The organism is Rhodococcus sp. Z6_132, from assembly GCF_058133635.1.
This window is the reverse complement of sequence record NZ_JBYUNP010000001.1, coordinates 138,621-150,068: the sequence shown is the minus strand read 5'-3', so window position 1 is coordinate 150,068 and position 11,448 is coordinate 138,621. Positions and strand designations below refer to the sequence as shown.

Annotated in this window: 11 protein-coding genes; 7 read left to right on the top strand and 4 right to left on the bottom strand. The window is 72.8% G+C overall.

Going from position 1 to position 11,448, the window contains the following annotated elements:
- The first annotated feature begins 80 nt into the window (after positions 1 to 80).
- The 3 genes from mutA to meaB are packed head-to-tail and all read left to right on the top strand — an operon-like array spanning position 81 to position 5,328.
- Positions 81 to 2,006, top strand: coding sequence for a methylmalonyl-CoA mutase small subunit (gene mutA, locus AC3YO9_RS00730; RefSeq protein WP_489981835.1), 1,926 nt, complete (start codon positions 81 to 83; stop codon positions 2,004 to 2,006).
- Positions 2,003 to 4,333, top strand: coding sequence for a methylmalonyl-CoA mutase (gene scpA, locus AC3YO9_RS00725; protein WP_489981834.1), 2,331 nt, complete (start codon positions 2,003 to 2,005; stop codon positions 4,331 to 4,333). Before mutA ends, scpA begins: the two co-directional genes overlap by 4 nt.
- Positions 4,334 to 4,335: 2 nt before the next feature.
- On the top strand, positions 4,336 to 5,328 hold the full coding sequence (gene meaB / locus AC3YO9_RS00720) for a methylmalonyl Co-A mutase-associated GTPase MeaB (protein WP_489981833.1): 993 nt from the start codon (positions 4,336 to 4,338) through the stop codon (positions 5,326 to 5,328).
- Between the two features lie 10 nt (positions 5,329 to 5,338).
- Here the strand turns inward: meaB and AC3YO9_RS00715 are convergent, their stop codons facing one another.
- Positions 5,339 to 6,151: an MIP/aquaporin family protein gene (locus AC3YO9_RS00715; RefSeq protein WP_489981832.1), complete on the bottom strand. Its 813-nt coding sequence runs from the start codon at positions 6,149 to 6,151 to the stop codon at positions 5,339 to 5,341.
- A 218-nt stretch (positions 6,152 to 6,369) separates the two neighbouring features.
- On the opposite strand from AC3YO9_RS00715, the gene AC3YO9_RS00710 reads away from it, so the two are divergent.
- Entirely contained in the window at positions 6,370 to 7,131 is a 762-nt protein-coding gene (locus AC3YO9_RS00710; RefSeq protein ID WP_489981831.1) for an SDR family NAD(P)-dependent oxidoreductase, read from the top strand.
- A 21-nt stretch (positions 7,132 to 7,152) separates the two neighbouring features.
- Here the strand turns inward: AC3YO9_RS00710 and AC3YO9_RS00705 are convergent, their stop codons facing one another.
- Entirely contained in the window at positions 7,153 to 7,656 is a 504-nt protein-coding gene (locus AC3YO9_RS00705) for a flavin reductase family protein (RefSeq protein WP_127783879.1), read from the bottom strand.
- A gap of 62 nt (positions 7,657 to 7,718) precedes the next feature.
- Here AC3YO9_RS00705 and AC3YO9_RS00700 point away from each other — a divergent pair, with 62 nt between their 5' ends.
- Positions 7,719 to 7,922: a hypothetical protein gene (locus AC3YO9_RS00700; RefSeq protein WP_489981830.1), complete on the top strand. Its 204-nt coding sequence runs from the start codon at positions 7,719 to 7,721 to the stop codon at positions 7,920 to 7,922.
- Positions 7,923 to 7,938: 16 nt separating this feature from the next.
- On the opposite strand, the gene AC3YO9_RS00695 is transcribed toward AC3YO9_RS00700, so the two are convergent.
- The gene (locus tag AC3YO9_RS00695; protein ID WP_489981829.1) at positions 7,939 to 8,886 is read right to left on the bottom strand and encodes an alpha/beta fold hydrolase; all 948 of its coding nucleotides are present in this window, start codon (positions 8,884 to 8,886) and stop codon (positions 7,939 to 7,941) included.
- 101 nt (positions 8,887 to 8,987) lie between these two features.
- Between AC3YO9_RS00695 and AC3YO9_RS00690 the strand changes: the two genes are divergently transcribed.
- The gene (locus AC3YO9_RS00690; RefSeq protein WP_127783876.1) at positions 8,988 to 9,686 is read left to right on the top strand and encodes an enoyl-CoA hydratase-related protein; all 699 of its coding nucleotides are present in this window, start codon (positions 8,988 to 8,990) and stop codon (positions 9,684 to 9,686) included.
- Positions 9,679 to 10,932, top strand: a complete 1,254-nt coding sequence (locus AC3YO9_RS00685; RefSeq protein WP_489981828.1) for an amidohydrolase — start codon at positions 9,679 to 9,681, stop codon at positions 10,930 to 10,932. The genes AC3YO9_RS00690 and AC3YO9_RS00685 overlap by 8 nt, the downstream gene beginning before the upstream one ends.
- Here AC3YO9_RS00685 and AC3YO9_RS00680 read toward each other — a convergent pair.
- Complete coding sequence (locus AC3YO9_RS00680; RefSeq protein WP_127783874.1) at positions 10,929 to 11,396, bottom strand: gamma-glutamylcyclotransferase family protein; 468 nt, start codon at positions 11,394 to 11,396, stop codon at positions 10,929 to 10,931. The two genes, AC3YO9_RS00685 and AC3YO9_RS00680, sit on opposite strands and share 4 nt — an antisense overlap.
- Between the last annotated feature and the right edge of the window lie 52 nt (positions 11,397 to 11,448).

Here is an 11,448-nt window from a genome sequence, read left to right as displayed (position 1 = left end):
CTCCTGCGCCGGCGGTGCCCGGTCGCCGCAACCGGAGGTGCTTGGACGTGGCCTGGCACACGGCCATTAGCATCACCGGAATGACGACGGAGTCTGCACACGACGACGCGGGGCTGCCGGCCAGCGCGCTGGTCGGCGCATCGGACGGCATCGACCCCCAGGCCCTCGCGGCCTGGCGCAAGGCGGTGGCCGGCGTGCTGGCCAAGTCCCGCCGGGTGGAGCCGGCCGAGCTGGGCGAGGAGCCCGAGCGCCTGCTGGACACGCTGACCTACGACGGGATCACCGTCGCCCCGCTCTACACCCCTGGCGACTCGCTGCCCGAGCACCCGCTGCCCGGGGTCGCGCCGTTCACCCGGGGCCGCAACCCGCGCCCGGACGTGACGGTGGGCTGGCACGTGCGCACCCGGGTGGGCCGCGGCGTGGGCGCTGACGCCGACGCCGAGAAGCTCAACCAGGCGGTGCTCACCGACCTGGAGAACGGCGTCACCTCGCTGTGGCTGTCCCTGGGCGGGGACGACATGGCGATGTCCGCGCTGCCCAAGGTCCTCGAGGGCGTGTACCTGGACCTGGCCCCGGTGGTGCTGGACGCCGGCGCCGACTTCGCCGCCGCCGCGCAGGCCTTCCTGGACGTGGTCGACGCCAGCGGGGAGTTCGAGTCCGCCGACGTGGAGGCCTCCCTCGGCGCCGACCCGCTGACCGTGCTCATCCGCACCGGCCAGGACGTCATGCCCGCCGCGGTGGAGCTGGCCCAGCAGGCGGTGGAGCGTCCGGGCCTGCTGCGCAGCCTGGTGGTGGACGGCACCGTGTTCCACGACGCCGGCGCCAGCGACGCCCAGGAGCTGGGCGCGAGCCTGGCCGCCGGGGTGGAGTACCTGCGGGCCCTCACCGACGCCGGCCTGGAGGTCGCCGAGGCCCTGGCCCAGATCGACTTCCGGCACGCCGCCACCGACGACCAGTTCCAGACCATCGCCAAGCTGCGCGCCGGTCGCCGGCTGTGGGCCCGGGTGGCCGAGGTCGTCGGCGCCGCCGCGGCCGGTGGCGCCCGCCAGCACGTCGTCACCTCCGCGGCGATGATGAGCCAGCGCGACCCGTGGGTGAACATGCTGCGCACCACCGTCGCCGCCTTCGGCGCCGGCGTGGGCGGGGCGGACGCGGTCACCGTGCTGCCCTTCGACGCCGCCCTGCCCGACGGCGCACCGGGGGTCTCCGACGCCTTCGCCGCGCGCATCGCCCGCAACACCCAGCTGCTGCTGCTGGAGGAGTCGCACCTCGGTCGCGTGGTCGACCCGGCCGGTGGCTCCTACTACGTGGAGCAGCTCACCGACCAGGTCGCCGAGACGGCGTGGGCGTTCTTCCAGGAGCTCGAGGCGGCCGGCGGCTTCCGCGCGGCGCTGGACAAGGGCTTGCTGGACGAGCGCATCGCCGTCACCCGCGAGCGTCGCAAGGACGACATCGCGCACCGGCGCACCGCCCTCACCGGCGTCAACGAGTTCCCCAACCTGGACGAGGACCCGGTCGCCAACCCCGGGACCACCGGGGACACCGGCGCGCTGCCGGTGATCCGCTACGCCGCGGCGTTCGAGCGCCTGCGGGACCGCTCCGACGCGCACCTGGCGGCCACCGGCTCGCGCCCCACGGCCTTCCTGGCCACCCTGGGCCCCATCGCCGAGCACAACGTGCGGGCCGGCTTCATCACCAACCTGCTGGCCAGCGGCGGCATCGCGGTGGTCAACCCGGGTCCGCTGGACTCCGCCGACGCCGTCCGCGCGGCCTTCGCCGCGGCGGAGAGCCCGGTGGCCGTCGTCTGCGGCACCGACAAGCGCTACGGGGCCGACGGCTCCGCCGCGGTCGCCGCGCTGCGCGAGGCCGGGGCGGGCCAGGTGTTCGTCGCCGGGGCCAAGAAGGGCTTCGCCGACAACGAGCACCAGCCCGACGGCTTCCTGGGCGTGGGCATCAACGCCGTCACCGCACTGACCGGACTACTCGAGACCTTGGGGGTCAAGTGAGCATCCCGAACTTCGCCGAGGTCGAGCTGGGCGGGGACGCCGCCGAGACGGCCCCCACCGTCGCCGACACCGAGCAGTGGACCCAGGCCGCCGCCACCGAGGCGGGCCAGCCCGCCGAGGAGCTGGTGTGGAGCACCCCCGAGGGCATCGACGTCAAGCCGGTGTACACCCGCGCTGACCTCGAGGAGATCGCCAAGCCCAGCGACGGCGAGCCGCCGTACCCGCTGGGCAGCTTCCCCGGCGCGGCGCCCTACCTGCGTGGGCCCTACCCCACGATGTACGTCAACCAGCCGTGGACCATCCGCCAGTACGCGGGCTTCTCCACCGCCTCGGAGTCCAACGCCTTCTACCGCCGCAACCTCGCGGCCGGGCAGAAGGGGCTGTCGGTGGCCTTCGACCTGGCCACCCACCGCGGCTACGACTCCGACCACCCCCGGGTGGCCGGCGACGTGGGCATGGCCGGGGTGGCCATCGACTCCATCTACGACATGCGCGAGCTCTTCGACGGCATCCCGCTGGACCAGATCAGCGTCTCGATGACGATGAACGGTGCGGTGCTGCCCATCCTGGCGCTCTACGTGGCCGCGGCGGAGGAGCAGGGGGTGGAGCCGGAGAAGCTGGCCGGCACCATCCAGAACGACATCCTCAAAGAGTTCATGGTGCGCAACACCTACATCTACCCGCCGAAGCCGTCGATGCGGATCATCTCCGACATCTTCGCCTACACCAGCGAGCGGATGCCGCGCTACAACTCCATCTCCATCTCCGGCTACCACATCCAGGAGGCCGGAGCCACGGCCGACCTGGAGCTGGCCTACACCCTGGCCGACGGCATCGAGTACATCCGGGCCGGCCTGGCTGCCGGCATGGACGTCGACGCCTTCGCCCCGCGGCTGAGCTTCTTCTGGGCCATCGGGATGAACTTCTTCATGGAGGTGGCCAAGCTCCGCGCGGCCCGCCTGCTGTGGGCGGAGCTGGTGGCGGAGTTCGAGCCGAAGAACGCCAAGTCGCTGAGCCTGCGCACGCACAGCCAGACCTCGGGCTGGTCGCTGACCGCCCAGGACGTGTTCAACAACGTGGGCCGCACCTGCATCGAGGCGATGGCCGCGACGCAGGGCCACACCCAGAGCCTGCACACCAACGCCCTGGACGAGGCGCTGGCCCTGCCCACGGAGTTCTCCGCCCGCATTGCCCGCAACACCCAGCTGGTGCTGCAGCAGGAGTCGGGCACCGTGCGCCCGATCGACCCGTGGGGCGGCTCCTCCTACGTGGAGAAGCTCACCCACGACCTCGCCGCCCGCGCCCGCGCGCACATCCGCGAGGTGGAGGAGGCCGGCGGCATGGCGCAGGCCATCGACGAGGGCATCCCCAAGCTGCGCATCGAGGAGGCGGCGGCGCGCACCCAGGCGCGCATCGACTCCGGCCGCCAGCCGGTGGTGGGCGTGAACAAGTACGTGCCGGGTGAGCCCGACACCGTCGAGGTGCGCCGGGTGGACAACGCCCAGGTGCGCCGCGAGCAGCTGGACAAGCTGGAGCGGCTGCGCGCCGAGCGCGACAACGACGCCGTCGAGGCTGCGCTGGCCCAGCTCACCCGCGCCGCCGCGGCCACCGAGGGCGGTATGGAGAACAACCTGCTGGCCCTGGCCATCGACGCGGCCCGGGCCAAGGCCACGGTCGGGGAGATCTCCGAGGCGCTGGAGAAGGTCTACGGCCGGCACGCAGCGGAGATCCGCACCATCAGTGGTGTCTACCGGGACGAGGCGGGATCGGTGTCCAACATCAAGCACGCCACCGAGCTGGTGGAGCAGTTCGCCGAGGCGGAGGGCCGTCGCCCCCGCATCCTGGTGGCCAAGATGGGCCAGGACGGGCACGACCGCGGCCAGAAGGTCATCGCCACCGCGTTCGCCGACATCGGCTTCGACGTGGACGTCGGCCCGCTGTTCCAGACGCCGGAGGAGGTGGCCAACCAGGCCGCCGACGCCGACGTGCACATCATCGGGGTGTCCTCGCTGGCTGCCGGTCACCTCACCCTGGTGCCGGCGCTGCGCGACGCCCTCGCCGAGGTGGGTCGCCCGGACGTGATGATCGTCGTGGGTGGCGTCATCCCGCCGGGGGACTTCGACGAGCTGTACGCGGCCGGGGCCACGGCGATCTTCCCGCCCGGCACCGTCATCGCCGACGCTGCCGCGGGGCTGCTGGTCAAGCTGGCCGAGCAGAACGGGCACACCCTGCAGGGTGCGGACGCGCAGTCGGTGGACACCGGGGCCACGAGCAGCTCGGCCACCCGCACCGCCCCGGCCCAGCCGACCGACACCGCCGACGCCTGAGCATGGGCGCCGCACGTCCGCCGGTTGACGTCGACGCGCTGGCCGAGGGCATCACCGGGGGCAACCGCGCCCAGCTGGCCCGGGCGATCACCCTGGTGGAGTCCACCCGGGCGGACCACCGGCAGCAGGCGCAGGAGCTGCTGCTGAAGCTGCTGCCCAAGGCCGGCGGGGCACACCGGATCGGCATCACCGGTGTGCCCGGCGTGGGCAAGTCCACGTTCATCGACGCCCTGGGCACGCTGCTCACCGGGGACGGGCACCGGGTGGCGGTGCTGGCGGTCGACCCGTCCTCCACCCGCACCGGGGGGTCGATCCTGGGCGACAAGACGCGGATGACGCGGCTGGCCAACGACCCCCAGGCGTTCATCCGGCCCTCGCCCACGGCGGGGACGCTGGGTGGGGTGGCGCGGGCGACGCGCGAGACCATGGTGCTGCTGGAGGCCGCGGGCTTCGACGTGATCCTGGTGGAGACCGTCGGGGTGGGGCAGTCGGAGGTGACCGTGTCGAACATGGTCGACTGCTTCTGCTTCCTCACCCTGGCCCGCACCGGCGACCAGCTGCAGGGCATCAAGAAGGGTGTGCTGGAGCTGGCCGACCTGGTCAGCGTGAACAAGGCCGACGGCAACCACGCCAAGGACGCCGAGCGCGCGGCCCGCGAGCTGGCCGGGGCACTGCGGCTGATCTACCCACCGGACTCGCTGTGGCGCCCACCGGTGCTCACCACGAGCGCGCTGGAGGGCACCGGGCTGCGGGAGTTCTGGGACACCGTGCTGCGCCACCAGAAGGTGCTGCGCGACGCCGGGGAGCTCGACCGCAAGCGCAGCCAGCAGCAGGTGGACTGGACCTGGACCATGGTGCGCGAGCAGCTGCTGGACCGGCTGCGCGACCACCCGCAGGTGCGGGCCCTGCGCGCCGACACCGAGCAGGCCGTGCGCGACGGTGAGCTCACCGCCGCGCTGGCCGCCCAGCAGATCCTGGCCGCCTTCGACGGCTAGCCGCGCCTGGCTAGGTGGTGGCGCCGGGAGAGCTGTCGCCCCGGTCGTGCGCCGTGGTGCCGGCCGACCGCGTGTGCTCGCCGGGGGTCTCCCGGGCGGTGGCCTCCGCGCTGCGCCGCTCGTCCGGGAACAGGAACAGCGTGACCAGCGCGGCGATCACTCCGCCGATCAGCGGCGCCACGATGAACAGCCACAGCTGGCTCAGCGCCGGACCACCCACGATGAGGGCGGGGCCGAGGCTGCGGGCAGGGTTCACCGAGGTGCCGGTGATCGGGATGCCGATGAGGTGCACCGTGGTGAGGGCGAAGCCGATGGCCACCCCGCCGAGCTGCGGCCACGCCGACCTGCGGGTGACGGTCAGCACCACCAGCACGAACAGGAAGGTCAGCACCACCTCGGCCAGGAACGCGCCCCAGCCGTTGACCAGGATCAGCGACTCGGCTCCGAACCCGTCGGCGCCGAGGCCGACGGTCTCCCGGTCGTAGGCCGGCGAGGCCTCGAACATCGCCCACAGCACCAGGGCGCCGATGATGCCGCCGATGAACTGGGCGATCCAGTAGCCGATGGCCTCGGCGATCCCGATGCGTCCAGCGGCCAGGAAGCCGATGGTGACGGCCGGGTTGACGTGGCAGCCGGAGATGGTGCCGAGGGAGTAGACCAGCACCAGCAGGACCAGGCCGAAGGTCAGCGCGGTGGCCACGATGCCGGCCGACGGTGAGGTACCGGTGAGACCGAAGCCGAGCGACAGCGTGGCCACCCCGACTGCGAAGAAGACCAGGAGCGCCGTGCCGAGCAGCTCCGCGAACAGCTTGCGTGGATCCATCGTGCACCTCCGGGCGAGGGCGGGGGTCCGCGCGTGGCACGGAGCCGGTGTGTCCAGAGTGGCCCAGGTCACCGGCACTGTCCACCGCCACCGGCGTGGCGCCCAAGGCGCAGTGGTGTTCCGGGCTGCGCAAGGATGGTGGCGACGTGCCCGCTACGTGCCCTTCGCGGTGGGTACGGCCCGGCTTGTCCACTGTCGCTTCGTCCTCCGGAGGAAACATGTCCGTCCTCGACCGATTCCGCCTCGACGGCAAGGTCGCCGTCATCACGGGCGCGTCCGCAGGTCTCGGCGTGGCCTTTGCCAAGGCGCTGTCGGAGGCGGGGGCCGACACCGCGCTGGGTGCACGCCGGGTCGACCGGCTGGAGTCCACCAAGGCGATGGTGGAGGCCAACGGCCGGCGCGCGATCGCGGTGGCCACCGACGTCGCCAGGCCGGAGGACTGCCAGGCCTTGGTGGACGCGGCGATGGCGGAGTTCGGCCGGGTGGACGTCCTGGTCAACAACGCCGGGATCGGCACCGCGGTACCCGCCACCAAGGAGACCCCGGAGCAGTTCCGCCAGGTCATCGACGTCAACCTCAACGGCTGCTACTGGATGGCACAGGCGTGCGGACGGGTGATGCAGCCGGGCAGCAGCATCGTGAACATCAGCAGCATCCTGGGCCTGACCACCGCTGGGCTGCCGCAGGCCGCCTACGCCGCGAGCAAGGCAGGACTGATCGGGCTGACCCGTGACCTGGCCCAGCAGTGGACCGGGCGCAAGGGCATCCGCGTGAACGCCATCGCTCCGGGGTTCTTCGCGTCGGAGATGACCGACGCCTACGCCCCGGAGTACCTGAGCTCCCAGCAGCCCCGGATGCTGGCCGGCCGGATGGGCGACGCTGAGGAGCTCGCTGCTGCGGTGCTGTTCCTGGCCAGCAGCGCCGGCGGCTACGTCACCGGGCAGACGCTGGCCGTGGACGGCGGCATCACCATCACCTAGCCGGGCGGGACCGGGGCCTGCTCACGCGTCGTGACCGGGCTCCAGGTCCTTGACGTCGCCGAAGGTGACCAGCTCGCCGATCTCCTCGGCGACGCTGCCGGACTCGGGCTCCAGCAGGTGGGCGACGTGGTCGCCGAGCGGCAGCCGCTCCAGGATGCGTCCGCTGAACCAGGCGGTGGCGCCGTCCAGGATCGGCAGTCCCTCCGGCCCCTCGTGCCAGGCGCAGTCGGCGAACTTGTCCACCTCGTCGCCGGTGGTGGAGCCGAAGAGGCGGGCCAGCTCGCGGTCGGCGGGGGAGAGCACGTGCACCGCCAGGTGCGTGGCCTCGGCGGCGACCCGGTAGGTGTGGTTCTTGTTGGACAGCCCGACCAGGAAGCGACGAGGCTCGATGCTCACCTGGGTGGCGAAGCCGACCAGGCAGCCCGAGCGGTGACCGGCAACGGCCGTGGTCACCACGAACATCGGGTAGTTCAGCTGCCCGACCAGGGTCTCGAACGCGGCGCCACCATCGTTGTCAGCTGTCATGGGCTCATCGTCTCGCAGCCCGCCGAGCCCGTGCGCGGCGGACCCCTGCGACACTGGCGCCTGTGGACCAGGAACAGCGTGCGGTGTGCTCGGCCAAGGGGTGCCGAGAGGCCGCGACGTGGGCCGTGGTGTGGAACAACCCGAAGGTGCACACCCCAGAGCGGGAGAAGGTGTGGGTCGCCTGCGGCGAGCACCGCGACAGCCTGGCTGAGCACCTGCGGATGCGCTCGTTCCTGCGCCGGGTGGAGGCACTGAGCGACAGCTAGGCGCAGCAGCTGCTGGTCAGCCGGTGGACCGCTCTGCCTCGGTGAGCTCGACCACCTCGAGCAGGTGCCGCAGCACCGTGTCCGGGCGCTCCATCGGGATGAAGTGCGAGGCGTTCAGCTCCACGTACTGCGCCCCCGGGATGCGGTTCGCGGCGCTGCGCATGTCCTTGGCCGAGGCCAGCACGTCGTGCGTCCCGGCGATGAACACCGTGGGCACCGCGACCTTGCTCAGCGACACCCGGGTGTGCTCGTCGGCGGAGCGCGCCAGGTGCATTCCCCACTGCAGCGGGGTCTCCAGGTAGGTGTGCACCGCCCGGCGCACCACCGCAGGGTCTGCACCGGGAAGCATGAAGCCGCTGTGCTGCAGGGCCTTGGTGGCCAGCGGGCCCAGCCGCAGCTGGCGGAGCACCGGGCTCACCGCCGGGCCCACGGTCTGCAGCGTGCGCGCCACCGCCCGCGCCACCGGCTGCCGCGCGAACCGGGGAATCCGCAGCGGTGCCCCCATCGCGTGGAACGTCCCGCCGGGAACCCCCGCCACGGCCACGATGCCGCGCACCCGGTCCGGGAAGCGCACCGCCAGCTCGAAGGCGGTGTTCACGCCGATGGACCAGCCCAGCACCACCGCCGACTCCACCCCCGCGTCGTCCAGCACCGCCAGGGCGTCCTCCACGAAGGTGTCCACGCCGACTCGCTCACGGTCGGCCGGTCGCTCGGAGCCGCCGATGCCCCGGTGGTTCCAGGAGATCACCCGCACCCCGCAGTCCTTGCGCAGCAGCGACGGCCACACGTGCGGGTTGGTGCCCAGGCCGTTGGCCAGCAGCACCGTGGGCCCGTCGGCGTCGTTGGTCCACGCCTCCACCACGGTGCCGTCGCCGCTGCGCACGGAGTAGAAGTGCAACGACTCTCCCGGGTGGGCGGTGGAGGAACCGTCGCTGGTGGCCCCTCGGCTGCGCTTGATCACCATGGCGCAGAGTCTGCCCCACCCTGAGCGGGGACTGCGGCAGGAGCGTCGCCACCGCGGGGCGATACCGTCTGCGGGAATGTCCCTATCCCAGAGGAGTCGGTGTGCCCTACCTGCAGCGTGACGGCGACGTGTTCGTGCTCAACCTCGGCGAGGAGGGTGCTGCCGACACCGAGAACCGGTTCAGCCCCGACTTCCTCGCCCAGGTGCACGCGCTGCTGGACGAGGTGGAGGCCTCCACCGGCAACGCTGCGCTGGTCACCACCGGCACCGGCAAGTTCTACTCCAACGGGCTGGACCTCGACTGGCTCGCCGGCCACCTCGACCAGACCTCGTCCTACGTGGGCACGATCCAGTCGCTGTTCGCCCGCGTGCTGCTGCTGCCGATGGCCACCGTGGCCGCCGTGCAGGGGCACGCCTTCGCCGGCGGCGGCATGCTCGCCGTGGCCCACGACGAGAAGGTCATGCGCGCCGACCGTGGCTTCTTCTGCCTGCCCGAGGTGGACATCAACATCCCGTTCACCCCCGGCATGGCGGCGCTGCTGCAGGCCCGGCTGTCCAAGGCCACCGCGCACACCGCGATGACCACCGGACGGCGCTACGGCGGAGCCGACGCGGCCGCTGCGGGGATCGTGGACGAGGCCGTCGGCCAGGAGCAGGTGCTGGAGCGGGCCATGGCCCGGGCGCAGGCGCTGGTGGGCAAGCGCGGCGACACCCTGGGCGCCATCAAGCAGGTGATGTACGGCCCGGCCGCAGCCGCGCTCACCGCCGAGGCCACGATCTCCTTTGACGGGAATGCCTGAGCGGGCCACCTCCCCGGCCGTCCCGGCCTGGCTGGAGGACTGGCTGCTCACCGGCCGCGACGAGCTCGTGCGCTGGCGCCGGCACCTGCACGCCCACCCCGAGCTGTCCCGCCACGAGGTGGACACCACCGCCTACGTCGCCGAGCGGCTGCGGGCGGCCGGGCTGGACCCGCGCACCCTGCCCTCGGGCACCGGGCTGGCCTGCGACATCGGCGACCCCGACGCCCCTGGGCCGCTGGTCGCGCTGCGGGCGGACATGGACGCGCTGCCGGTGCAGGAGCTGGTGCAGTCGCCGTACCGCTCGACGATGGACGGGGTGATGCACGCCTGCGGGCACGACGCGCACACCGCGATCCTGCTCGGCACCGCGCTGGCGCTGGCCGCGGCACCCGCGCTGCCCGGCCGGGTGCGGGTGCTGTTCCAGCCCGCGGAGGAGGTGATGCCCGGCGGCGCGCTGGACGTCATCGCCGCCGGCTGGCTGGACGGCGTCTCCCGCATCTACGCCCTGCACTGCGACCCGCACGTGGCCGTCGGCCAGGTGGGGGTGCGCGCCGGTGCGCTCACCTCCGCCGCGGACCGCATCGAGCTGACCGTGCGCTCACCCGGCGGGCACACCGCCCGGCCGCACCTCACCGCTGACCTGGTCCACGCCTTGGGCATGGTCATCACCGGGCTGCCGATGATGCTGACTCGCCGGCTGGACCCCCGGTCGGCGTCGGTGCTGGTGTGGGGCGCGGTGCACGCCGGCGACGCGCCCAACGCCATCCCGCAGGGTGGCGTGCTGCGCGGGACGCTGCGCACCGGCGACCGGGAGACCTGGGCGACGCTGAAGTCGGTGGTCTCGGAGATCGTGGCGTCGCTGCTGGCCCCCACCGGCGTCACCTACGAGCTGGACTACCGGCGTGGCGTGCCCCCGGTGGTCAACGACGTGGACTCGGCGCGGCTGCTGCGCGAGGCGGTCACGCAGGGGCTGGGCGAGCAGGCGGTGTGCGCCACGGTCCAGTCCTCCGGCGGCGAGGACTTCGCCTGGTACCTCGAGCACGTGCCCGGCGCGCTGGCCCGGCTGGGCGTGTGGTCGGGCACCGGCGCGCAGCTGGACCTGCACCAGCCCACCTTCGAGATCGACGAGCGGGCGCTGGAGGTGGGGGTGCGCCTGCTGGTGCACACCACGCTGCAGACCTGGGCGGCAGGCCCGGACGGTCGCGGTCCCGCGGGCATCCCGGAGTCCGAGGGCCAGGCGGGCTAGTCGCTCTTGGTGCCGGGGCCGACGTTGCGGCTGGGCCGGGTGCGCAGGGCGTGCACGTAGTCCACCGGAGCGCCGGCGGCGTAGGCGGCGTCAGCCATCACGCCCAGGTAGCGGGCCGAGGGCAGTCCGCCCTCGTAGGCGTCGATGACGTACAGCCACGCCAGCACCGAGCCGGTGAGGGTCTGCACCCGCAGCCGCAGCTTGCGGTGGATGCCCAGCTCGGCACCCTCCCAGCGGTCCAGGCTCTCCTCGTCGTCGGGGCTCATGTCGTAGAGCACCACGAAGACCTGGGAGTCGGGGTCCTCCACCACCGTGGCCAGCGCGCCCTCCCAGCCCAGGTCCTCGCCGGCGAAGGTGAGCCGCCAGCCGGGCAACCAGCCGGTGCCCGCCATGGGGGAGTGGGGGGCCCGCTGCATCATCTGCTCCGGGTCCATGTTGGAGCCGTAGGCGGCGTAGATCGGCACGGACAAGAGCGTAGCCGCGCGGTGTGGCGCAGCCGTCATCGGTGCAGGCGAT